Source organism: Streptomyces katrae (assembly GCF_002028425.1).
GTDB lineage: Bacteria > Actinomycetota > Actinomycetes > Streptomycetales > Streptomycetaceae > Streptomyces > Streptomyces katrae_A.
In genome coordinates, this window is the sequence record NZ_CP020042.1 from 6,591,005 (window position 1) to 6,613,732 (window position 22,728).

General features: G+C 74.4%; 20 protein-coding genes. 9 read left to right on the forward strand and 11 right to left on the reverse strand.

Annotated elements, in window-relative coordinates; genetic code table 11:
• Window positions 1-93 precede the first annotated feature (93 nt).
• The 3 genes from B4U46_RS29895 (at window position 94) to B4U46_RS29905 (ending at window position 2,162) form a co-directional block, all read left to right on the forward strand.
• Window positions 94-441 carry an STAS domain-containing protein gene (locus B4U46_RS29895; RefSeq protein ID WP_237293167.1) on the forward strand — a complete coding sequence of 116 codons (348 nt, stop codon included), beginning with the start codon at window positions 94-96 and terminating at the stop codon, window positions 439-441.
• A gap of 39 nt (window positions 442-480) precedes the next feature.
• A complete protein-coding gene (locus tag B4U46_RS29900) occupies window positions 481-978 on the forward strand; it encodes an ATP-binding protein (protein ID WP_079430741.1) in 498 nt (165 codons plus the stop codon).
• A gap of 134 nt (window positions 979-1,112) precedes the next feature.
• A complete protein-coding gene (locus B4U46_RS29905) occupies window positions 1,113-2,162 on the forward strand; it encodes an enoyl-CoA hydratase/isomerase family protein (protein ID WP_107438346.1) in 1,050 nt (349 codons plus the stop codon).
• A 221-nt stretch (window positions 2,163-2,383) separates the two neighbouring features.
• Here B4U46_RS29905 and B4U46_RS29910 read toward each other — a convergent pair whose 3' ends face one another.
• On the reverse strand, window positions 2,384-3,127 hold the full coding sequence (locus B4U46_RS29910) for a TetR/AcrR family transcriptional regulator (RefSeq protein ID WP_079430743.1): 744 nt from the start codon (window positions 3,125-3,127) through the stop codon (window positions 2,384-2,386).
• A gap of 271 nt (window positions 3,128-3,398) precedes the next feature.
• Here B4U46_RS29910 and B4U46_RS29915 point away from each other — a divergent pair, with 271 nt between their 5' ends.
• Window positions 3,399-4,142 (forward strand): class I SAM-dependent methyltransferase, encoded by a 744-nt coding sequence (locus B4U46_RS29915; protein ID WP_079430744.1) that lies wholly within the window; start codon window positions 3,399-3,401, stop codon window positions 4,140-4,142.
• Window positions 4,143-4,183: 41 nt separating this feature from the next.
• On the opposite strand, the gene B4U46_RS29920 is transcribed toward B4U46_RS29915, so the two are convergent.
• From B4U46_RS29920 to B4U46_RS29935, 4 genes are all read right to left on the reverse strand, one after another.
• Window positions 4,184-5,254, reverse strand: a complete 1,071-nt coding sequence (locus B4U46_RS29920; protein ID WP_079430745.1) for an alpha/beta hydrolase — start codon at window positions 5,252-5,254, stop codon at window positions 4,184-4,186.
• Window positions 5,255-5,356: 102 nt separating this feature from the next.
• Window positions 5,357-6,940: a molybdopterin-dependent oxidoreductase gene (locus tag B4U46_RS29925; protein ID WP_079432078.1), complete on the reverse strand. Its 1,584-nt coding sequence runs from the start codon at window positions 6,938-6,940 to the stop codon at window positions 5,357-5,359.
• A 178-nt stretch (window positions 6,941-7,118) separates the two neighbouring features.
• On the reverse strand, window positions 7,119-7,349 hold the full coding sequence (locus B4U46_RS36790) for a hypothetical protein (RefSeq protein ID WP_100862388.1): 231 nt from the start codon (window positions 7,347-7,349) through the stop codon (window positions 7,119-7,121).
• Between the two features lie 169 nt (window positions 7,350-7,518).
• Complete coding sequence (locus tag B4U46_RS29935) at window positions 7,519-9,183, reverse strand: alpha-galactosidase (protein ID WP_237293168.1); 1,665 nt, start codon at window positions 9,181-9,183, stop codon at window positions 7,519-7,521.
• A gap of 285 nt (window positions 9,184-9,468) precedes the next feature.
• Between B4U46_RS29935 and B4U46_RS29940 the strand changes: the two genes are divergently transcribed.
• Window positions 9,469-10,110: a TetR/AcrR family transcriptional regulator gene (locus tag B4U46_RS29940; RefSeq protein ID WP_079430747.1), complete on the forward strand. Its 642-nt coding sequence runs from the start codon at window positions 9,469-9,471 to the stop codon at window positions 10,108-10,110.
• Between the two features lie 41 nt (window positions 10,111-10,151).
• Window positions 10,152-11,072, forward strand: coding sequence for a serine/threonine dehydratase (locus tag B4U46_RS29945; RefSeq protein WP_079430748.1), 921 nt, complete (start codon window positions 10,152-10,154; stop codon window positions 11,070-11,072).
• A 28-nt stretch (window positions 11,073-11,100) separates the two neighbouring features.
• Here B4U46_RS29945 and B4U46_RS29950 read toward each other — a convergent pair whose 3' ends face one another.
• Genes B4U46_RS29950 through mdlC form a run of 6 tightly spaced genes read right to left on the reverse strand, consistent with a single transcriptional unit; the run spans window position 11,101 to window position 19,113 of the window.
• Window positions 11,101-11,343 carry a hypothetical protein gene (locus B4U46_RS29950; protein ID WP_079430749.1) on the reverse strand — a complete coding sequence of 81 codons (243 nt, stop codon included), beginning with the start codon at window positions 11,341-11,343 and terminating at the stop codon, window positions 11,101-11,103.
• Window positions 11,340-13,259, reverse strand: coding sequence for a peroxidase family protein (locus B4U46_RS29955; protein ID WP_079430750.1), 1,920 nt, complete (start codon window positions 13,257-13,259; stop codon window positions 11,340-11,342). Before B4U46_RS29955 ends, B4U46_RS29950 begins: the two co-directional genes overlap by 4 nt.
• 9 nt (window positions 13,260-13,268) lie before the next feature.
• A complete protein-coding gene (locus B4U46_RS29960; protein WP_237293169.1) occupies window positions 13,269-14,645 on the reverse strand; it encodes a hypothetical protein in 1,377 nt (458 codons plus the stop codon).
• Between the two features lie 43 nt (window positions 14,646-14,688).
• Window positions 14,689-16,041, reverse strand: a complete 1,353-nt coding sequence (locus tag B4U46_RS29965; protein ID WP_079430751.1) for a cytochrome P450 — start codon at window positions 16,039-16,041, stop codon at window positions 14,689-14,691.
• Window positions 16,038-17,450: an FAD-binding oxidoreductase gene (locus B4U46_RS29970; protein ID WP_079430752.1), complete on the reverse strand. Its 1,413-nt coding sequence runs from the start codon at window positions 17,448-17,450 to the stop codon at window positions 16,038-16,040. Before B4U46_RS29970 ends, B4U46_RS29965 begins: the two co-directional genes overlap by 4 nt.
• 52 nt (window positions 17,451-17,502) lie before the next feature.
• Window positions 17,503-19,113, reverse strand: coding sequence for a benzoylformate decarboxylase (gene mdlC, locus B4U46_RS29975; protein ID WP_079430753.1), 1,611 nt, complete (start codon window positions 19,111-19,113; stop codon window positions 17,503-17,505).
• Between the two features lie 485 nt (window positions 19,114-19,598).
• On the opposite strand from mdlC, the gene B4U46_RS29980 reads away from it, so the two are divergent.
• The 3 genes from B4U46_RS29980 to B4U46_RS29990 are packed head-to-tail and all read left to right on the forward strand — an operon-like array spanning window position 19,599 to window position 22,686.
• A complete protein-coding gene (locus tag B4U46_RS29980; protein ID WP_079430754.1) occupies window positions 19,599-20,933 on the forward strand; it encodes an ABC transporter substrate-binding protein in 1,335 nt (444 codons plus the stop codon).
• On the forward strand, window positions 20,930-21,832 hold the full coding sequence (locus B4U46_RS29985; RefSeq protein WP_237293170.1) for a carbohydrate ABC transporter permease: 903 nt from the start codon (window positions 20,930-20,932) through the stop codon (window positions 21,830-21,832). The genes B4U46_RS29980 and B4U46_RS29985 overlap by 4 nt, the downstream gene beginning before the upstream one ends.
• Entirely contained in the window at window positions 21,829-22,686 is an 858-nt protein-coding gene (locus tag B4U46_RS29990) for a carbohydrate ABC transporter permease (RefSeq protein WP_079430755.1), read from the forward strand. Before B4U46_RS29985 ends, B4U46_RS29990 begins: the two co-directional genes overlap by 4 nt.
• Window positions 22,687-22,728 lie beyond the last annotated feature (42 nt).

Below are 22,728 nucleotides of genomic sequence, written 5' to 3' on the forward strand. Positions count from 1 at the left end.
GGCGGACCGGCGGTGGACGGGGTATGCATGCATAGGGCGCCGGTGCCGGGGCAGGCGCAGGGAAGCGCGCGGGAAGGGTGATGCCGGATGGTGATGCCGGGAACGGAAGACGAACGGTTCAGCGTTGCGGTACGGACGGTGGACGGCGCGGTCCTCCTCACGCTCGGCGGCGAGCTGGACCACGACACGGCCGAGCCCCTCCGGCAGGCCCTGGCGGCGGCGGCCGTGGCGGGCGGACGGCTGGTGGTGGACATGTCGGGGCTGCGGTTCTGCGACTCCACCGGGCTGAACGCCCTGCTGCACGGGCGGATCGCCATCGAGGAGGCCGGCGGCTCCCTGGAGCTGGCCGGACTCGGCGGGCCGGTCGCCCGGATGTTCCGCATCACCGGGGCGGACGCGGTCTTCCCCGTCCACGACGACGTGGCGCAGGCACTGGGCTGAATCCCGGCCGGTGAGAGCGAGGAGAGGGGCAGCAGGGCCATGGAACAGCGCGGGCCGGTCAACCGGAACTGGCTCCTGGTCCTCGACGGGCTCACGGAGCCCGTCTCACGCGGCCGTGACTTCACCCGGCGGGCCCTGACCGCCTGGAGCTGGCTGCCCGCGGCCACGCCGGAGAGCCGGCAGGCGGCGGAGGACGTCCTGCTGCTGGTCTCGGAGGTGGTGGCCAACGCCTGCCGGCACGGGGGCGGGCCCGGGGCACTGGTCCTGGACTGCGCGGACGACCGGCTCCGGATCGAGGTGACGGACACCGACCCGGCGCCCCCGGTCCCGCCCGGCTCCGGCCGCCCCGGGGCCGCCGGACGGCCGGGCGGTTACGGGCTCCTCATCGTGGACCGCCTGGCCCGGGCCTGGGGATGGCGCCCGGGGGCGGTCGGCAAGTGCGTCTGGCTGGAGGTCCCCTGCCCGCCCGAGATCCGCCGCCCGCACGGGTCGCGGGCCCCGGCGGGGCTCGGCGGAGGGCGCGCGGGGCAGCTCTGAGTCCGCCGGCGGGACGCGGCCCGGGGAGCGGCCCGCGCGGCTGTTCGGGTGACGTTCGGGCCGAAGCCGTTCAGACATGACAAGATCGTCAGAAAGGATCTTCATAGCGCCTCGGACCCGACATACTGACGCCTGTGAAGACCGAAGACGAGACCGTTCAGCTCGGCACCGAGGGCTGTACGGGCCTGATCACCCTCAACCGTCCCGAGGCCCTCAACGCCCTCACCCGTCCCATGGTGCTGCGGATCACGGAGGCGCTGACGGCCTGGGAACACGACCCCGCCGTCCGCCAGGTCCTCCTCCGCGGGGCCGGTGAACGCGGCCTGTGCGCGGGGGGCGACATCCGCGCCATCCACGCCGACGCGAAGGCCGGCACCACCGGTTCGCTCGCCTTCTGGCGGGACGAATACCGGCTGAACGCCCGCATCGCCCGTTACCCCAAGCCGTACGTGGCCCTCATGGACGGGATCGTCATGGGCGGCGGGGTCGGCCTGTCGGCCCACGGCGGCGTCCGGATCGTCACCGAGCGCTCGCGGGTCGCCATGCCCGAGACCGGCATCGGATTCGTCCCCGACGTCGGCGGCACCTACCTCCTCTCCCGCGCCCCCGGCGAACTCGGCACCCACCTGGCCCTGACCGGTACGGCGGTCGGCCCCGGCGACGCGGTCCTGTGCGGGCTCGCCGACCACTACCTGCCGTCCGACTGGCTGGAGGAGTTCACCCGGGAGCTCACCCTCGCACCCGTCGCCGAGGTACTGGGGAAGTTCGACGGCGCCACCGCCCCCGCGGTCCCGCTCGCCGCCGAGCGGGAGTGGATCGACCACTGCTACGCCGCCGACACCGTCGAGGAGATCCACCGGCGGCTGCTGGCCACGGGCCTGCCCGCCGCACGCGAGGCCTCCCAGACCCTGCACGCCAAGTCCCCGACCTCGCTGAAGGTCACCCTTGCCGCCCTGCGCCGCGCCCGCGAGCTGGACTCGCTGGAGCAGGTGCTGGAGCAGGAGTACCGGGTCTCAAGCGCCGCGCTGTCCGCCCCCGACCTCGTCGAGGGCATCCGCGCCCAGGTGATCGACAAGGACCGCCGTCCGCGCTGGTCCCCCGCGGCCCTGGTCCAGGTCCGCGCGGCGGCGGTGGACCGGTTCTTCGCCCCGCTCGGCGAGGGCGGCGAGCTGACCTTCCCCTAGTAGTGCTTTGTTAGGTGGTGTCGTAGGGCTGCCAGGGGACGGTTTGTCGGCAGGTGGGGCAGGTGCCGGTCCAGGTCGCCAGGAGGTGTTGGAGGAGGTCCAGGGCCTGGTAGAGCGTCAGACCCTGGACCGTCCGGGCCGCCCGGCACGCACGCTCGCCGCACGCACCGAACGACCCGGCCTGATCCGGCGCGAATTGTCAGACAGGCCCTGAGCCGGGGTCAGCTCCGTGCGAGCCGCGTCGCCAGGCCGTCGAGGATCCGCTGGAGGCCGTAGTCGAAGTTCTCGTCACGCAGCCGCGCCGGGTCCTTGCCCTGCCAGGCGGCTGCGTGGTCCTGCGTCAGCGGGTGCTCCTCCAGGGCCTGCTGGGAGGCGGGCACCAGGGACTCCAGCCACTCGCTCTCGCTCTTGCCGCTGCGGGCGAGGAGGGAGAGGTAGGAGGCCTCGCTGGTGGCCGCTCCGAGCACGTAGGACATGACGGCCTTCATCGCCAGGTCCGCCTCGGCCTTCGGGAAGCCGGCCGCCAGGGCCATGGCCAGCATCCGCTCCGACATGCGCATCAGGTTGGGGCCCAGGTGCGCGAGGCCCACCTGGCCGAGGACGGACGCCACCCAGGGGTGGCGCAGGACCATGCCGCGCAGGCTGTGCCCGCTGTGCGCCAGGGCCTCGCGCCATCCGTCCGCACCGGTGACGGCCGGGAGTTCGAGCTCGCCGTAGACCTCGTCCACGACCAGTTCGATCAGCTCGTCCTTGTTGGCCACGTGCCGGTAGAGAGAGGTGGCGGCCGTGCCCATCTCGGTGCCCAGCTTGCGCATGCTCAGCGCCTCGATGCCTTCGGCGTCCAGCAGCCGGACGGCCGCCGCGACGATCTGCTCCCGGCTGAGCGCGGGCTGCTCCTTCTGCCGACGGGGCCGGGCCCAGACGGAGGGGACGGGGGCGGAAGTCTGCTGCTCTGATGAGGACATGCCCCCAGCCTACCGCGCTGCGCACGCTGTACGCACGATGCGTACACCTGGATGGCTCATCCGTCCGGAAAAGCGCGCCGCCGCGGGCCGGAAGGGCCCCGCGCGGGGGCGGGGCGGGGGTGTCCGCAGCCGTACGGCAGGAGGGCGGAGGAGGCGGCCAAGGCCCCGGCCCGCGTCGTGCACGCGGCCGTACCGGCGCCCGGCGCATGGGCTCCGACCTGCGGCGATGTACCGATCTCGATACGATGTCCCCCTCGGGAAAGGGGAGTTGATGGACCGGAACATACGCTCGGTGGAAGACGTACTCGGCCTGCTGGACGGACTGTTCGCACCGGGGGCGGACCGCTGGACGGCCGCCGGCGCGGACTGGTGGGACGGCTTCTACGCCGACCGCTCCAAGCCGGTGCCGTTCTTCGTGGCGAAGCCCGACGAGAACCTCGTCTCCCACCTCGAACGCGGCCTGATCACCCCCGGCCGGGCCCTCGACCTGGGCTGCGGCCCCGGGCGCAACGCCCTCCACCTCGCCTCCCTGGGCTTCCAGGTGGACGCCGTCGACCTGTCCCCGGCGGCCCTCGCCTGGGCCGGGGACCGGGCCCGGGAGGCGGGTGCCGACATCCGCTTCCACCGCGGCGACGCCTTCGCCCTGGCCGCGGCCGGCGAACTCGGCGGCCCCTACGACCTGGTGTACGACTCCGGCTGCTTCCACCACCTGCCGCCGCACCGCCGCGTCAGCTACCTCGCCCTCCTCGAACGCGTCCTCGCCCCCGGCGGCCACCACGGCCTCACCTGCTTCGCGTCCGGCGCGATGGGATCCGAGCTCCCCGACGCCGCGCACTACCGCGAGGGCGGCCTGGGCGGCGGGCTCGCCTACACCCCCGCATCCCTGCGCTGGATCTTCTCGGGCCTGGAGGAGCGGGAAATCCGCCGGATGCGCGACCAGCCGCAGGAGTCCCCGCACTTCGGCGAGGCCTTCCTCTGGACCGCCCTCTTCCGCCGCCCGTCCGTGACGCCGTAGACCCCGGCCGGGCCGGGCAAGGCCGGCCGGCACGACGACCGCTACCCGGGGGCGGCGGGCGGGGAGAGCTCCGTGCTCAGCCAGCCCAGGGCGTCGGGGTACATCCCGGTCCACGTCTGGAAGTTGTGGCCCCCGGCCGGCCGGACGAGCGTCTTCACCCGGACCCCGCTGCCCTGCGCCGCCCGGGTGAAGGCGGCCAGCTGCTGCGGCGGGCTGTCCCGGTCCTGCGCCGAGGTGGCCAGGAACAGCCCGACGTCCTCGCCCTTGGCCTGCCCGACCAGCCACACCGGGCTGTTGTGCTCCCGTAGCACCGGGTCGGGCAGCACCTGCGGATCCCCGGTCAGCGGATCGGGGTCCAGGGCCGCGCCCGCACGGAACACCTTCGGGTACTGCAACGGCAGCTTCACCGCGCAGAACGCCCCCGTCGACACCCCCATCAGCCCCCACCCCTTCGGCTCGGGCAGGGTGCGGAAGTTCTTCCGCACCAGGTCCGGGACGTCCTCCGCGAGCCAGGTGGCGATCTTGCGCTGCGGGGTGTCGCTGCAGTCGGTGTTCACCCCACCGGGGTACAGCTCCGGGATGACGAGGATGAACGGCTGCGCCGCCCCCAGCCGCACCAGCTGCTCCAGCGCGTCCGGCATGGAGCCCAGGTCGATCCAGGAGCGCGGCGTGCCCGGGTACCCGTGCAGCAGCGTCAGCACCGGGAAACGGGTCTTCTGCGCGCCCGGGGCGTCGTACTCGGGGGGCGTCCACACGACCACCTGGCCGGCGAGCTTGGAGCGGCTGCCCCGGAAGTAGGTGCTCCGGGTGCCGTTCTCCCCGGGGGTGAAGCGCGCCCGGCCGACCGGGGGGCCGGTCATCGCCGAGGCGCCGGCGTCCGCACCGGTGCCCAGCAGGTCGTCCCAGGAGGCGTACAGCCCGTAGCCGTCGTTGATCCAGGCGGCCACCACGCCGATGGCCGTCAGCTGGCACACCCCGATCATCAGCACCCGGGCCACCCAGCGCACCACGCCCGGGCCCGGCACCCGGTTCCACAGCAGCAGCGCCAGGAGCATGGCCAGTGCGGTGACGGCGATCAGCGTGACGAGGAACGACGTGCTGGTCAGCTCCACGGCGGCGGCTCCTGACGTACGGTCACGGGTCCTCGTGTCACCGGGGATGCCCGGTGTCCCCGCGCTCCCCGCTGTCCCATCCAATGTACGGGCCCGGAACCGCTACGCGTGGACGCTGACCGTGACGGAGTGCCAGCCCGTCGCCCCGTCGGGGAGGGTGCCGCGGCGCTCCTGCGTCTGCACCTCGCCCCGCCCGTCGGTCGCACGGACCTCCAGGGTGTGCTCCCCGGGCGCCGCCTCCCACGGCCACACCCACTGCCGCCAGGTGTCGGTGCCGTCCGCGTCGCCGAGCCGGGCCTCGTGCCAGGGGCCGCCGTCGGCCCGTACCTCCACCCGGGCGATGCCCCGGTGCTGCGCCCAGGCCACCCCGGCCACGGCGACCCGTCCCCGTGCGAGCTTCGCGAAGGCGCGCGGGGTGTCGATCCGCGACTGCGTCTTGACGGGTGCCTGCTGCGCCCAGGAACGGCGCACCCAGTACGCGTCGTACGCCGCGAAGGTGGTCAGCCGCAGCTCCGTCAGCCACTTGCAGGCGGACACGTACCCGTACAGGCCCGGTACGACCATCCGGACCGGGAAGCCGTGCGCGAACGGCAGCGGACCGCCGTTCATCCCGACGGCGAGCAGGGCGTCCCGGCCGTCCATGACGGTCTCCACCGGTGTGCCGATGGTCATCCCGTCCACCGAGCGCGCCACCAGCTGGTCGGCCGGGCCGCCCCGCGAGGGCGGCCGCACCCCGGCCTCGTCCAGCAGGTCGGCGAGGCGGACGCCGAGCCAGCGGGCGTTGCCCACGTAGGGGCCGCCGACCTCGTTGGACACACAGCACAGGGTGATGTCGTGCTCGGTCAGGGGCCGGGCCAGCAGGTCCGCCAGGGTCAGGGTGAGGGGGCGGGACACGCCCTCGCCGTGCAGGGTCAGACGCCAGGTGCGGGCGTCGACGCGGGGCACGACCAGGGCGGTGTCCACCCGGTAGAAGTCCGGGCCCGGGGTGAGGAACGGCCCCACGCCCGGCACGTGCAGGTCCGCCCCGGCGGGCACCGGCGGCGCCGGCTCGGCGGGGGGCGGCAGCCCCAGGTCCGCGCGGGAGGCGGTGGCACCGGCCGAGCCGTGGGCGCCGAGCCGCCGCCCGGCGTATCCGGCGGCCGCCGAGGCGGCCACGGTGGCCGTGAGGAGGCGGCCGAAGGCACGCCGGTCCATCGGCCAGGTCCCGCCGGTCCGGCCCGGCGCCGGGTGGGGCCGGCGGACGACGGTGACCAGCAGGTACAGCGCGACAGCGGCGGCCGCCGCAGCGGCCACGGAGGGCAGCGCGTCCTTCCAGCCGGCCTCGGGGCGGCTCAGCGCGGCCGCCGCCCCCAGCACCCCCACCGCCGCCGCGAGGGCGCAGCCGGCGCGCGGGTGGCGGACGGCGAGGATCCCGGTGCCGGCGGCGAGCAGGGCCAGGACGGCGCAGATCCCGAGGGTCAGCACCAGCTTGTCGGAGGTGCCGAAGGAGCGGACCGCCCAGTCCTTGACGGCCGCCGGAGTGCGGTCCACGACGACGCCGCCGACCGCGGTGAGGGGGGAGGCCTCCGGGCGTACGAACGCGGCCGCGAGCTCGCCGACCGCCAGTCCGCAGAAGGCGGCGGCCACGCCGCTGACGGCTCCGGCCGCGGCCGAGGGGCGGGCGGGGCCCGCCTGTACAGGTGTCATGGGGCTCACCTCCGCGCCGGACACCCCGTCGGGGCCCTGCCGCCAACATAGCCCCGCATCCCGGGGCGCGGAGCCTTCTCCCCGCCCCGCCCTTTCTCCGTCACGGCGCCACCGCGCCCGCGCCTCGAACGCCGGCGGGGCTGAGCTCCGCTGGGCGCGTTCCGGCCCGCACCGGGGATCAGGGGCGGGGCCCCCGGGACCGGGCGAAGGGCGGGTGGGGGACCTCGCCCCGCGCAGCGGGCCCGGCGTCCGGTGCGGGTTCCGGGGCCGGCCGGGGAAGGCCCCCCGGGGCGGTGCGGTCGGCGCACGGGGCCGGAGCGGCCGGTCTGCGCTTGCGGAGTTCCACCACGCCGTCGGTGATCCCGGCGGCGGCCGGGGTCCGGGGCAGCTCCTGGGCGTTCTCGTGCATGTCGGTGCACTCCTGTCGGCTCTCGTGGCCCGTGCGCGCCGCAAGGGGCGGCCGCCGGATCGTTCCGGCGGCCGCCCCTCGGCCGCTCCGGGTCAGTGAACCCAGTGCCCCCGCCGGACGGGGCAGCCCGCGAGGCGATTCCCCCGGAAGAGTGAAGCCGTCTCCGGCGTCACACCGGCAGGGACCAGGCCTGGTCCGCCCGGTGGTCACCGCAGGCGGTCAGCCGCAGCCGTTCGGCCGCCGCGTCGGCGGTCAGGCAGGTGCCGGACGCCTCCTCCACCAGGGACCCGTCCCGCCGGTGGCGCCAGCTCTGCCCCGCCCTGCGTCCGGGCGCGCAGTCGGCCAGTTCCACCAGACCGCCCGAGCCTGCCGTGAGGCACTGCCCGGCCAGCCTCAGCCGTCCACCGCCGCCCAGGGTCCAGCGCTGGTCGGCCCCGGCGGTGCAGGCCGCCAGGACGACCGCACCGACCCCGCTGGTGCTCGCCCCGTCCGCGCACTTCGCCCCGAGGCCGTTGATCTGCCCCGTGGGCACGGGCGCCGCGCAGCCGTGCGGGGTGAGCCGCCACACCGCCGTGTCGTGCGCGGCGACCCGCCCCGTCAGCGTGTCGCCCGCCTCCGTGCGCCTCCCGGTCCACAGGTCCACGGCGTCCACCGCGCACGGGGCCGGCAGTCCGGCGTCAGCCAGCGGTACGGAGACGTCGCGGTCGGCGGCCGAGCGGTTGAGCACCGCCACGGCCCGGTCCCCGTTCGCCAGCGGCCGCACCAGCACCTCGAAGGTGGCGTTGGAGGAGACGACCGCGCCCTGCCGCCCCAGCGGATCCTGGTCCAGGCCGATCAGACGGGTGTTCCCCAGGGCCGCGAGACCGCCCGGGCTGAGCGCCGAGACGTCCGAGGAGAGGATGAACGGGGCTGCCATCATCGCCCACAGCGCCACCTGGCTGCGGCTCTCCGCGTCGGTCAGCCCGGGGGCGCCCGCGATCAGGAAGTCCGGGTCGTTCCAGTTGCCGGGGGCGGCGTAGCGGCCGAGCCAGCGGTTGTACCCGTAGTTGCCCAGCACCGAACTCCAGCGGGAAGTCTGCGGGGCGGTCGGCTTGTAGACCTTGATGTCCTTGCCCTCGCGCCACAACTGGCCGGTCTCGCCCACCCAGTCGAGGACCTTGTGCCAGTCGGCGCCGCCCCACTCGCCCTGCTGGAAGTAGGCCGGGGCGGAGGCGGAGAGCACCATCGCCCGCCCGCTGTCGCGCAGTGCCCGCGCGACGGAGTTGTACGCGTCCCGGTAGGCCTGCTCCTTGGTCTTCCCCGGGGGCACCCACAGGTTGCAGCCGTCCATCTTCACGTAGTCCACCTCCCACGAGGCGAACAGCCGGGCGTCGCGGGCGTAGTGGTCCGCGCCGCCGCCCTCGGGGGCGCCGCTGCCGGGGTAGCGCTCGCAGGTGAGCGAACCGGCGTCCTCGTAGATCCCGAACTTCAGCCCCTTGGCGTGCAGATGCCCGCCCAGCCAGGCCATGCCGTGCGGGAACTTCACCGGGTCGGCGACCAGGTTCCCCTGCGCGTCGCGCTCCCGGCGCATCCAGCAGTCGTCCACCGTGACGGTGTCGTAGCCCTTGGCGGCGAGGCCGCTGGAGACGAGGGCGTCGGCGTTGGCGACCACCTTCGCCTCGTCGACGTCGCACATGTAGTGCGCCCAGTTGTTCCATCCCATGGGCGGGGTGAGGGCCAGCGGGGTGTCCGAGGTCGCGGTCGGCTCCGCCGTCGCGGGGGCGGGGCAGAGCGCGAGGGCGAGCAGGGCGGCCGCGGTCAGACAGGGGAGTGAGGCGCGCAGGCGAGGCGGCACGGGGTCTCCTTGGCGTGGTGCGTACCGACGGGGATCGTGCCTCAGTGCAGCGGGGTGACCACGCACTGTCAACAGGGGTCGGTGGTTATGGACCGATGACCAGCAATATGGCCGCAGTCGGTATCACACAGTCGTGTCACACAGTCGTGTCACACAGTCGTGTCACACAGTCGTGTCACGCGGTCGTGTCACGCGGTCGTGTCATACGGCCCGGCCGTGTCACCCCGCAGCACCGGGGGCCTCGGAGAGACGCCGTATGTGACGCTGGCTGATACGGTGTATCTCATGCCGAGAAGATCAGCGGCCCTCGACCGGGCCACCCCCGAGGCCATCGCCGTCGCCGCGCTGCGCATCCTCGACGAGGAAGGGCCCGGGGCCCTGAGCTTCCGCGCCCTCGCCGACCGCCTGGAGGTCTCCCACGCCACCGTCCAGCGCCGCTGCACCGACCTCGCCGGCCTGCTGGACCTGTGCACCGAGCACCTGGCGGCCCGGCTCCCCGACATCCCCGCCGGCACCGACTGGGCCGAGGCCGCCGAGCAGCGGTTCGGCGCCCTCTACCGGCTCCTCACCGCCCACCCCGGGCTGCTCGTCCTGCGCGGCGGACGCCCCTGGCTCGGCCGCCAGCTGCTGGCCCGCCTCGTCGAACCCGCCCTCGCCGACAGCGTCGCCGCCGGCATGACCCGCGTCGAGGCCATGACCGTCTACCGCCGGATGTACCTGCTCACCCTGGGCTGCGCCGCCTTCGTCGACCACCGGGACCCCGCCGGGGCCACCGCCGCCTCACGGGCCGCGCTCGCCGCGCTCGACCCGGCCGAGTTCCCGGTACTCGGCGGCGCTCCCGCCGAGCTGCTGCCCCCGCTGACCGACCACGAGGTCTACTACGGCGCCCTGCGCCAGCTCATCGCCGCCGCCCGGCCCACTGCCTGACCCGCCCCCAGTCCCGCCCCACCCGAGAGAGGCCGCCCGCCATGGAACAGCAGCTCGACTACGCAGCCGTCCGCGCCGCCGCCGTCCGCACGGCCGGGGCCGTCCGGCCCGTCGCCGTCGCGCCCGCCGCCAAGGCCCTCTGGTACGCCCTGGAGCACCTGCAGCACACCGGCTCCTTCAAGGCCCGGGGCGCCCACAACTTCCTCGCCGCCCACCGCGAGGCCGGCGCCCTCCCGGAGGCCGGGGTCACCATCGCCTCCGGCGGCAACGCCGGCCTCGCCTGCGCCTGGGCGGCCCGCGCCCAGGGCGTCCCCGCCACCGTCTTCCTCCCCGTCACCGCCCCCCGCGTCAAGGTGGACCGGCTGCGCGGATACGGGGCCGACGTACGCCTCGTCGGCGACCGCTACGCCGATGCCCTGGAGGCCTGCCACCGGTTCGCGGCGGACAGCGGCGCCGTCGGCAGCCACGCCTACGACCACCCGCTGATCGCGGCCGGCGCCGGAACCCTCCTCGACGAGATCCGGGCCGCGCTGCCCGGACTGGACACCGTCGTCGTGGCGGTCGGCGGCGGCGGGCTGTTCGCCGGCGTCGCCGCCGCCGCGCGGGCCCACGGCGTACGGGTGGTGGCGGCCGAACCCGAGAACTGCCGGGCCCTGAACGCCGCCCTGGAGGCCGGCCGCCCCGTCGACGTCCCCGTGGACTCCGTGGCCGCCGACTCCCTCGGCGCCACCCGGGTCTCCGCCGACGCCCTGGACGCCGTCCGGCAGGACAACGCCCTGTCCGTCCTCGTGCCGGACGCCGCCATCACCGCCGCCCGGCGCGCCCTCTGGGAGGAGCACCGGATCGTCGTCGAAGCCGCCGCGGCCACCGCCCTGGCGGCCGTCCGCACCGCGCCGCAGCCCCTGGGCGAGCGGGTCGCCGTCGTCCTGTGCGGGGCGAACACCGACCCCGCGGACCTCTGACCCCGACGGCCCCCGGGGCCGGCCCCCGCTACCGCCCGCGGCCGTCGAGCTCCGCGGCCGACCGGGCCAGCCCCTCGGCCGCCCGGGTGCAGCGCAGCGCGAGCTCGTCGACCCGGGCGCGGAAGAGGTCGGCCTGCGGCCCCTTCCAGTCCAGGCCCGCGCAGGCCCCGCGCAGCCGCTCCGCCCGCTCCCGCAGCGCCGCGGCGTGGGAGCGCAGCCCCTCGGCGGCACCGCGCGGCCCGGCCTGCGCCCCGTACGGCCGCCCGCTCACCCCTGCCCCTTCCACGGGGCGAACGCGTTGGACACGCCGTCCAGGTGCGGCGCCAGCTCGGGGTGGTGGCGCAGCAGCACCGTCACCATCGAGTTCTCGTCGACCCAGCGCAGCCCCTCGGCGGTGTACACCTCCGGCCGGTAGTCGGTGGTGAAGAACCGGTCGCTCTTGAGCCGGCGGGTGGCCATCAGCGCGAAGATCCTGAACAGGGTGTCGCTGAACCCGAAGCCCGCCGGCCGCGGTTCGGCGAGGTTGCCGACCAGCGTGTCCACGCGGTCGAGGCGGCCGTCGTAGACCTCCCGCAGCAGCGGGGTGTCGGCCGGATGGCCGCCGGTCAGCTCCTCGAACGAGGTGACCGGGCGCTTGCGCAGCATCTGCCGGTAGGCGTTGTAGCGGGGGATGCCGCGCTCGCGGTCCCGCAGGACGTCCACCGTCCCGAGGTCGATGCGCTCGCCGGACAGCCGGGTGAAGTTCCGCAGCGCGTCCGGGTGGTTGTGCAGCACCAGGGCGCCGGGGTGCTGCACGCCGAAGCTGTACAGCAGGTCGCTCGTGCCGAACTCGTCCACCGCCGTGCGGGTGGTGGCGCCCTGCATGTCGTCGAAGCCGACGACCTTGCGGACCGTGCCGCCCCGGTGTTCGCGGACGGTGATCTCGTCGGGGATCAGCGGGTGCAGCCGGTACGCCGACACGAACTCCTCCGTCATGGAGAACGGCGCCGCGTGGTGGTCGGTGGCGGAGCCCAGGGTCCCGCTCAGCACCTCGCCGCCGATCCGCCCGAAGGTCCTCGTCACCCAACGGGGCAGCAGGCCGTACCAGTTGGAGCGCATGGCGTGGTGCAGCACCGGGTGGTCGAGGATGGCAGGGGTCCACTCCACCGTGTGGATCTTCGCCATCAGGGCGGTGTTGACCAGCCGCGCGGTGTGGAAGAGCCGTTCGTCGTCCCAGGTGGGGTGGTGGGAGCGGATCAGATCGCAGATCGCGTTGTGCTCCTTCGCGAACAGCGTGTGCAGCAGCGACAGGCCGGTCCAGTAGTCGCTGTTCATCCCGGTCGCGTCGAGGCAGTCCATCCCGGGCCGCGGGTCCCGGGGCAGCCGGCCGTCCTCCAGGACCAGCCGGCCCTGCTCGCCGGTGCGCAGGGAGCGGCAGCGCGCCTCGTCCGAACCGTAGATCTGCGAGCCGTCCCACCAGTGGGTGACGGTGTTCTCGTACGTCGGCGGGGCGCCGGGGGTGGTGTGCGCGACGGGGTCGGGGCGGGTGCGGTTGACCCGCATCGGGCAGGTGCCGCCCCGCTGCGCCCAGTCGTCGTCGGCGGCGAGCGGGACGGTGAAGGGCTCGGCCTCCTCGTTGTCCCCGTGGTTGGCCCAGCCGTGGTTCTGGAACTGGATCCAGGCGGCGGCCAGCAGGTTGAGCGTGGGCGCCGGGACGAAGCCCCGCCGGGCCAGCAGCTCCCGGCTGACCTCGCGGGGGCTGGGCGTCATCAGGGCCTCGTCCTCGTCCGGACGGGCCAGCTCCAGCGGGGAGTTGCGGTCCAGCCGGGTGCCCGCCCGGCCCATGTCCACGTCGAACGGATCGTAGCCCGAGCCGTCGTACGAGCGGTGCGGCGCGAGGTGGGGGGTGGGGCGGCGGTCGCGCTCGCCGCCCGCGCCGAAGGTGTCGTGCAGGTTGAGGCGGCGCAGGTCCTCGCGGATCACGGCGAGGTTCATCAGGCCCAGGGCGTGCGGCAGTTCGTACCACTCGTGGGTGCGGTTGACCCGGGCGAAGACCGCCGACTCCAGCCGCTCCAGGAGGCCGGGCGGGCCGTACGGACGGGGGGCCGCGGGCGGCGGCGTGCCGGGGCCGGACCGCCCGGCCTGGCCGGGCAGCGGCCCGGCGGCGTCGGGGGCCGCCTGCGGGGTGGTGTCGGTGGTGTCGGTCATACGGGGTCCTCAGCGGTCGTGGAGGGTGAACAGGTGTGTGCCGGTGACCCGGCCGCGGAAGGCGGCGAGTGCGGAGTCGACGCGGGTGCGGGCGTGGGGGACGTCGTGCTCCAGGTTGTGCGCGTACCGCTCGGCGGCGTGGCACAGCGGGAACGCGTGGGTGTCGTCCTTCCAGGTGAACTCGGTGAACTCGGCGGGCAGTTTGTAGGCCGACACGGGAGAGCGGCCCTCCAGGCTCGGCACGATGTCGTGCTCGTTGACGAGCGAGAACACCCGGGTACGCGGATCCGCGGCCCTCTTGTGGTCGACGGGCGACCCGATCGCGACCACGTGCGTGACCGTGTACAGGGCGTTGAAGTCCCGGCTCGACGCCAGGTTCATGGCGGTGAGCCCGCCCTGGCTGTGCCCGACCAGCGCCAGCTCCGACCCGGAGGGCACCAGCCGGTGCAGGGCCCGGCGCACGGCGCGGGTGTAGGCGGTGTCGGCGGAGCCCATCGCGTTGCAGCTGCCCACCAGGTCCTGGGGGCTCTCCTGGTTGAACCCCTTTCCCATCCCGGCGAGTTGCACCACGAACCGGCGCGTCCCGTCCGGGCCGGACACCTGCTGGACGAGGAGCAGCCCGCGGGTGCCGAGATGGCCGATGTTGCGGACGTAGCCGACGATGGTGCCCGAGCTGTCGATCCGCTCCAGCAGCTCCGCCGACGGGGTGTGGGGTTCGGCGCGACCCCTGCCCCGGTCGAGGAAGGACCAGAGCGCGGCGGCGGTGCCGAGCATGAAGTCGGAGGTCAGGGGCCGGTTGGTGGCGATCTGCCAGCCGGCGGTGTCGTTGAAGGGGTTCTCGTCGGTCAGCGCGTTCCAGGCCATGATGTCCGCGAAGGACGGCGCCAGCAGCGCCAGCGCGTACTCGGCCCCCTTCTCGGTCAGCAGCCCCTTGAACACCCGGACGGCCTCGGCCTGCCGGTCCTCGTCGATGGCGCGCAGCACCCGCGAGGTGGTGGGGTTGGCCAGCAGCTCCGGGTGGCGCACGGCGGCCGCCCGGATCCGCGCCTTGAGCCCGGCCACGGCGAGGCTGACGGCCAGGCTCTCCCGGCTGGTGAGCACCCCGGCCAGCCAGAGCGCCCCGGCGAGCGGGGTGCGCCCGTGCGGGGCCCAGCCGAAGCCCCGCGGGTCCAGCAGGGTCCGCAGCAGGCCGCGCTGGGCGGCCCGGGCCCGCCGCGGTCCGGCCGCGGCCAGCGGCAGCCGGGGGCCGAGGGCGAGCCGGGAGGCGTAGCGCGCGGCCTCACGCACGGCCTCGGCCGCCCCGGCCAGCTCGCGGCAGACGTGGTGCAGGGAGTCGACGTCCGGCTCGGTGACGGCCGCGGCGGCCTCGGGCACGGCTTCGGGCACGGGGTGCTCCTCTTCGGGGCAGACGGGACTTTGACGACAGGCCCTACGGGCGGCCGAGGCGGAGCCGGATGCCGGCCGTGTCGACGATGCCCGGCAGCGGACGGCCGGTGTCGAGGACCGGGCGGGCTCCGGTGAGCCGGTTGCCGCGCAGCACCTCGGCGCAGACCAGCGAGGACAGCAGCAGCCCGAGCCGGTCGCCGGGGCAGCGGCCGGCACCCTGGCTGAACGGGGCCGTCCGGGGGTCCAGGTCGGCGCCCGGGACCAGCCAGCGGCCCGGTGCGAACAGGTGCCCGCCCGGCACCCGGCCGGGGTCGCGCTGGTGGAAGCCGATGGGGACGAGGACGGTGGTCCCCGCCGGGTGGCGCACCCCGCGCCACTCGGTTTCGGCGCGGGTGACCCGTACCAGGTCGGGCACGACCGGGTACAGCCGCAGCGACTCCTGCACGCAGGCCCGCAGCCGGGGCAGTCCGGGGGTGCCCGCCGCGATCTCCGCGCGCACCTCGTCCTGTTCGGCGGGGTGGGCGGCCAGCAGGAGCAGGGTGCGGATGACGACCGGCGCGCAGACCTCGATGGCCAGCAGCCAGTGGTGGGTCTGTCCGAGCGGGTCGGTGCCCTCGGGGGAGGGGGCGCTCAGGGCGCGGGCGGCCAGGGTGTGCTCCGGCGCGCCGTCCGCGTACCGGGCGATCCGTTCCTCCGCCCGCGCGTACAGGGCCCGGTTGGCCCCGGGCCGGCTCTTGCCCATCCAGTTGGCCTGGTCGCGCAACGTGGTGAGCCAGCCCGCGAGTTCCGTGTCGTCCGCCGCCCGGTCGCCGAGGACGATCCGGCGGGAGATCCGGGCCAGGGCGGTGCCCAGGCGGGGGAAGCCGAGGACGGTGGCGGCGGTGAGCGGCCGGCACTCCTCGGCGACGATCCGCTGGTACTCGGCGCAGTCGGGGTGGATGTCCTGACCGGCGGCCAGGGCACGGTCGTTGACCTCGCGGCGGTCCTCGCGCAGCTGCCCGTGCGAGCAGATGACGCCGGTCGGCTCGAACACGGAGAGGCTGTCGAGCTTGTCCCGGGCGTCCATGGCGAGGACGTCCATGGGTTCGGCGAAGAACCGTGCGATGTCCTCCTCGTCGAAGAGGACGAGCATCTCGCCGGAGAGGGCGCGCACCAGGACCGGCGCCCCGCCGTGCCGGGCCCGCATCGCCCGCAGCGTGGCGTTCGACCAGGCGGGCTGGTTCAGCCGGGAGTACAGGGCCACCACCCCGAACCGGGGGCTGGCGACGCCGCGTACGAAGACCGGCAGGGTGTGGGTGGCCATGAAGCGGACTGTCTCCGACAGGCCCGCCCGGGCCGGCGGCCGCGGCGGTGTCCCGGGGCGGGCGGCCTCGCGGGTCTCGGTGGAGTGGGTCATGCGCGGACCACCTTGCCGGGGTTGAGGAGGTTCTTCGGGTCGAACAGCCGCTTGAGGCCGCGCTGGAGCTCCAGGGAGACGGGGCCCAGCTCGCGCTCCAGCCACTCCCGCTTGAGGGTGCCGATGCCGTGCTCCCCGGTGGTGGTGCCGCCCAGGGCGAGCCCGGCCGCCATGATCTCGTCGTAGGCGGTCCGGGCGCGGTCGAGTTCGCCGGGGTCGCAGGGGTCGAAGACGACCGTGGGGTGCAGGTTGCCGTCCCCGGCGTGGCCGAGGGTGAACACCCGCAGCCGGTGGCGGTCGGCGATGCCCTCGATCAGGCCGATCAGCGCGGGGAGTTCGCTGCGGGGGACCGCCACGTCCTCGATGAAGGCGGTGAGTCCGCCGCCCCGGGAGGCCATGTACGCGCCGATCGCCGGGGTGACCAGGCGGCGCGCCTCGATGATCTCCCGGGCCTCCTCGGGGGTGGCCGAGGTGGCGACCTGCTCGGACCCGGCCTCCTTGCACAGGAGTTCCATGGCGGTCAGGTCCGCGCCCGGGTCGGTGCCGTCGCTCTCCACGATCAGGGTGGCGGCGCTGCCGGCGCGCATCAGCGGGTGGGTGCCGAGGTCCACGACGGCCTGGGTGGTGGCCCGGTCGAGGAGTTCGAGGGCGGACGGGGTGTGCCCGGCGGCGGTGATCGCGGCGACGGCGTCCCCGGCGGCGGTCAGGGTGGGGAACCGTGCCAGCAGGGACAGCGCCGGCGGCCGGGCGGGCCGCAGGGCGAGGGTGGCGCCGACGACCACCGCGAGGGTGCCCTCCGAGCCGACGACCAGCCGGGTCAGGTCGTACCCGGCGACGCCCTTGGCGGTGTCCCGGCCGGTGCGCAGCCGCCGCCCGTCGGGGAGTACGAGGTCCAGCCCGAGGACGTAGTCGGCCGTGACCCCGTACTTGACGCAGCAGATGCCGCCGGCGCCGGTGGCGATGTTCCCGCCGATGGTGCACGTCTCCCAGGAGGCCGGGTCCGGCGGGTACGTCAGCCCGTGCTCGGCGACGGCCTCGGCGAGCCGGCGCGTGGTGACCCCGGGCTCGCAGCGCACCAGGCGGTTGGCGGGGTCCACCGACAGGATCCGGTCCATGGCGGTGGTGGACAGGACCACGCAGCCGTCGACGGCGTTGGCGGCGCCCGCCAGTCCGGTGCGGGCTCCCTGCGGGACCACAGGGACGTCCAGCGCGTAGGCGGTCCGCATGATGTGCTCGACCTGCTCGGCGGTGCGGGGGACGGCGACCACGGCGGGGGTCCCGTACGCGGAGAAGGGCGCGGTGTCCCGGGAGTGGGCGGCGAGGTCCGCCGGACCGGTGAGCAGGGCCTCGGCGGGGAGCTCCTGGCGGAGCCTGGCGAGCAGGAGGGGGGTGTCGGTGGTGACGGACATGCCGGCCTTCCGGGAGGGTGCGGCGGAACGGGGGTGCGGGGGAGCGGAGGGGCTACAGGGTGGGGAGCTCGGTGGTGACGGGCACGTCGATGAGGACCGGGCCGTCCTGCTGGAGGGCCGACTCCCGGACCAGCTTGGCCAGTTCGCCGCAGCCGGACGCCCGGTGCGCCCGCACCCCGTAGCCGGTGGCGACGGCCGTGACGTCCAGGCCGGGGATGTCGAGCCCGGGCGCGCCCTGGGCCCGTTCCACCTGGGCGAACCACTGCAGGATGGCGTAGCGCTGGTTGCTCAGCACGACGAAGGTCACGGGCACCTTGTAGGCGGCGGCGGTCCACAGGGCCTGGACGGCGTAGTGGGTGGACCCGTCGCCGATGACGCAGACCACCGGCCTCCGCGGGGCGCCGAGCTGGGCCCCGACGGCTGCGGCCAGGCCGAAGCCGAGGCCGCCGCCCGCGGTGAAGAGGAACGCACCGGGGGTGTCGATCCGGGTGGCGTCGTGGAACTGCCCCAGGTTGGAGGGGGATTCGTTGATCCAGAGGGTGTCCGCGGGGGCACCCTGGGCGATGGCCGTCATCGCGGCGAGCGGGGTCAGTGCCCCGTCGACCTCCTCGAAGGACTCGGCCCGTTCGGTGCGCGGGGCGGCCGGCGGTGCCTCGCGGTGGGGCAGGGCGGCGGTCAAGGCCCGTACGGTCAGGGTGAGATCGGCGACCAGGGCGTCTCCCACGGGGGCGCGGGCGGCCTCCTCCGCGTCCCGGGTGAGCTGGACCAGCTCCGCGCCCCGGGGCAGGTAGTCGCCGGGGACGTGGGGGTAGTAGCAGAACACCGGGGCGCCGATCACCAGCACCAGGTCGTGGCCCTCCAGGCAGCGGGAGAGCGGCCCGATGGCCGGGGGCAGCATCCCCCGGTACTGCGGATGGGACTTGGGGAAGGCGATCCGGCCCTCGGTGGGTGCCGACCAGACCGGCAGACCGGTGCGCTCGGCCAGTTCCACGACCGCCTCCCAGGCCCCCGAGGCGTCCACGTCGTTACCGGCGACCAGGACGGCGCTGCGCGCCCGTGAGATCCGTGCGGCCAGCCGCTGCACCACCTCGGCGGCGGGGGCGGCGGCGTGCGTCACGGTCCGCGCCGCGGTCCGCTGCGCGGCCCGGTCCTCGTCATCGTCGAGCAGTACGTCGAAGTCGTCCATCGGGAGCGAGACGAAGACCGGCCCCTGCGGCGGGGTTTCGGCGATCTGCGCGGCGCGCGCCAGCGCGGGCCCGATGTCCGCCGGGCGCGGCGGCTCGTAGGCCCACTTCACGGCGGGCTGGGGCAGGAGGGTGGACTGGGGGTTGGCCAGCAGGGCCTCCATGGTGAGCATGGCGCGCACCTGCTGGCCCGCGGTGACCACCATCGGGGTCCGGTTGGCCCGGGCGTTGAGGATCGCGCCCATGGCGTTGCCCGTGCCCGGTCCGGTGTGCAGGTTGACCAGGCCGGTGGTGCCCGAGGCGAGGGCGAAGCCGTCGGCCATGCCGACCACGACGGCCTCCTGGAGCCCGAGGACGTAGCGGAAGTCCTCCGGGAACTGCTTGAGCATGGGGAGTTCGGTGGAACCGGGGTTCCCGAACACCGTGGTCATCCCGCGGGTTCGCAGGACGTCCAGGACCGACTCACGGACCGTGCGCATGGGAGGTTCCTTCGCTGGCGGGCGGCTTCGCGACAGTGCGTGATCAATGCATCACATTGCGTTGATCAAGGCAAACCCGTGATCCGTTCGGGTCGGGAGACGCGGTTCCCTTGCCGGGCGTCCGTCGTGCGTGCTATCGGCCGTCCGGCCGGGGCAGTGCGCCGTATTGCGATAAACCGCATTAGTGCCTGCCGTGCGCATTCGTCTCCCGGCCTCGGGGCGCACCGGCGATAAGAAGTCAAAGACGGCCCGGGAATGGACTGAGGCGCCCAGGTGGCACCGGGGATGGAAATGCCCGTGCTAAAGCGCATCAGTCCAGGTCAACGCTGCCGCATCGGCCCCGGGTGCGGGTGTCTTTCGACGCCCTCGGACACGGGTTCCCCGGCCACCGGGATTACGGCCGCATTGACGCGACCGGCGCTTGCGTACAGCCTGGGGCACCGCCCTCCGGCGCCGGAGCCGGAACTCCCACGAAGGCGGCGACGATGACCCGTTCCCCCCTGACCCGCACGGCCGTCGCCACCGCGGTGGCCGCCGGGCTGCTCACCCTCTCCGCCTGCGGTCTCGGCGGCGCCGGACACCCGACGGGCGAGGCGCGCAAGACCGGCGAGGTGGCCGGGGAGATCACCTTCCGGACCCTCCAGCTGAAGCCCGTCTACACCGCCTACGTCCAGGGCCTCATCGACTCCTTCGAGCGCAAGTACCCCGACGCCAGGGTGAAGTGGGAGGACGTGCCCGGCGACGGCTACAACGAGAAGCTCGTCGCCGACGCCCAGGCCGGGGCCCTCCCCGACGTCGTCAACCTCTCCACCGACTCCTTCCAGCTCCTCGCCGGCCGCGGCATGCTCGCCGACGTGGCCGCGCTCGACGCAGGGGTGGCCAAGGAGTACGTCCCGGGCGCCTGGGAGCAGTTCAAACTCCCCGGCAAGGGCGACGGGGTGTACGCCTACCCCTGGTACGTCACCCCCGAGATCCTCACCTACAACCAGGACCTGTTCACCAGATCCGGACTCGACCCCGCCCGCCCGCCCACCACCGTCGAGCAGTTCTTCGACTACGCCGACCAGATCGCCGCCCGCTCCGGTGGCCGGTACGCGGCCTTCATGGCCGACCCCAAGGGACGGCTGCCCGGGGACTGGCAGAAGATGGGCGTGCCCCTGCTGAACCAGGCCGGGGACCGCTTCACCTTCGCCACCGACCAGGCCGTCGCCTGGGCCGACCGGATGAAGGACCTGTACGCCAAGGGCGCCATGCCCAAGGAGTCCCTCCTGAAGGCCGACGACATCAACCAGCTCTACGGCAGCGGCCGGCTCGTCTTCGGCCCCGGCTCGCCCGGCTTCGTCAAGGACATCAAGGCCAACGCCCCGCAGGTCTACGCCCAGACCCGGGTCGCGGGCGCCGTCACCGGAACCCTCGGCCACATCGGCATCTACGCCCAGTCCCTCGGCATCCGCAAGGACACCGCCCACCCGGACGCGGCGGCCGAGTTCGCCAAATGGGTCACCAACGGCCCCAACCAGGTCGAGTTCTCGCGGCGGGCCACCATCTACCCCTCCAACGCCCAGGGCCTGGCGGACCCGCGCTTCGCCGACCGCGGCGACGGCAAGGACGCCGAGACGCTGGCCCGCGCGATCGGCGCCGAACAGCTGAAGACCGCCGCCCTCGACGCCAACACCCCCGTCCAGTGGACCAGTCAGGTCGGCGACGCGGTGGCGCGCGAGATGCAGAAGGCCATCAAGGGCGAGGAGGACTCCCGCACGGCCGTGCGCAAGGCCGAGGAGGAGGCCAACCGGCTGCTGGCGGCGGCGGGCCGCAGGTGACGGCGGCGCAGGGCGGGGGAGGGCTGCCGCACCGCAGGTGGTGGAGCCCGTACCTGTTCCTCGCACCCGGCCTGGCCGCCGTCCTGCTGTTCAGCCTCTGGCCGTTCGTCAACACCGTCGTGCTGTCGTTCACCGACGCCCGGGTGCTGGAGGGCGGGAGCTTCGTGGGCCTGGCCAACTACCGGCGGGCCCTGGCCGACCCCGACTTCTGGGCGGCGGCCGCCAACAGCGTGCTGTACCTGCTGGTCGTCGTGCCCTGTCTGGTCGTGCTGCCGCTGGGACTGGCCGTCCTGGTCCGGCGGGAGCTCCCCGGCATCGGCCTCTTCCGGTCCGCCTTCTACACCCCGGTGATCGCCTCCGCCGTGGTCGTCGGCCTGGTCTGGCAGTGGCTGCTGCGCAGCGACGGCGCGGTCAACGCGGTCCTGGTCCGGCTGCGGGTGGTCGCGGAGCCCGTGCCGTTCCTGACGGACAGCACGCTGCTGCTCCTGTCCGCGATGATCGTCACGGTCTGGAAGGGCCTGGGCTACTACATGGTGTTCTACCTGGCCGCCCTCGGGAACGTACCGGGCGCGCTCTACGAGGCCGCCGCGCTCGACGGGGCGGGCGCGCTGCGCCGGTTCACCAGCATCACCGTCCCCTCCGTCAAACCGATGATGCTGCTGGTCGGGACGCTGTCGGCGATCTCCGCCCTGCGGGTGTTCACCGAGATCTACATCCTGGGCGGGGAGAGCGGCGGCCCCGGCGGCGGCGCCCGCACCCTGCCGTTCCTGATCCGGCAGGTCGGCCTCGGCTTCGCCGGCGAGACCGGCTACGCCTCCGCCCTCTCCCTGCTGCTGTTCCTGCTGACCCTGGCCTTCAGCCTGCTGGGGCGCCGGCTGTCGAAGGGGGACGAGGCGTGAGCGCGCCCCGGGCCGCCGACGGGCGTGCGGGCACGGGCAGGCGCCGGGCCGGTCTCCTGGCCCGCTACCTGACGCTGTGCGTGGCCCTGGTGGTGACGACCGGTCCCCTCGTCTGGCAGTTCCTGACCTCCCTGCGCGGGCGCGGCGAGAACGTCTACGAGGGGGTGCTGCCGGCCCGCCCCACCCTCGGCAACTACGTCCGGGTCGCCGAGTCCTTCCCGCTGCTCCCGTACACGGCGAACACCCTCGTCGTGGCGGCCCTCGCCGTCACCTCGAACCTGCTGTTCGCCGCGATGGGCGGCTACGCCCTGTCCCGGGAGGGCTGGAAGGGCCGCAGGGCGGTCTTCACCGTGCTGACGGCCACCCTGATGTTCCCGTTCGAGTCCGTGATGATCTCGATGTTCCTCACCGTCCGCGGGATGGGCCTGGTCGACACCCTCGTCGGCGTGTGGCTGCCCGGAGCGGTCTCCGTCCTCAACATCATGATCATGCGGGCGGCGTTCCTCGCCGTCCCCCGGGAACTGGAGGAGGCCGCGGTGCTCGACGGGGCTGACGAGTGGACCCGCTTCACCCGCGTCTTCGTCCCCTCGGCCCGCGGCGCCCTGGCCGTGGTGTGCATCACCAGCTTCATGGGGGCCTGGGACGACTTCCTGTGGCCCCTGATCGTCCTGACCGACAGCGGGCACTACACCCTCCAGCTCGGCCTGAAGAGCCTGGCCGGCGCCACCACCGTCAACGACCAGCGGCTCATCGCGGCCGGGGCGATGGCCGCCCTGCTGCCGATGCTGCTGCTCTTCCTCGCCCTCCAGCGGTTCTTCTTCCGCGGTGTGGGCGAGGGAGCCGTCAAGGTCTGACCCGCTCCGACCCCGCCGTGCCCCCGCACCGACCCTCCCCTT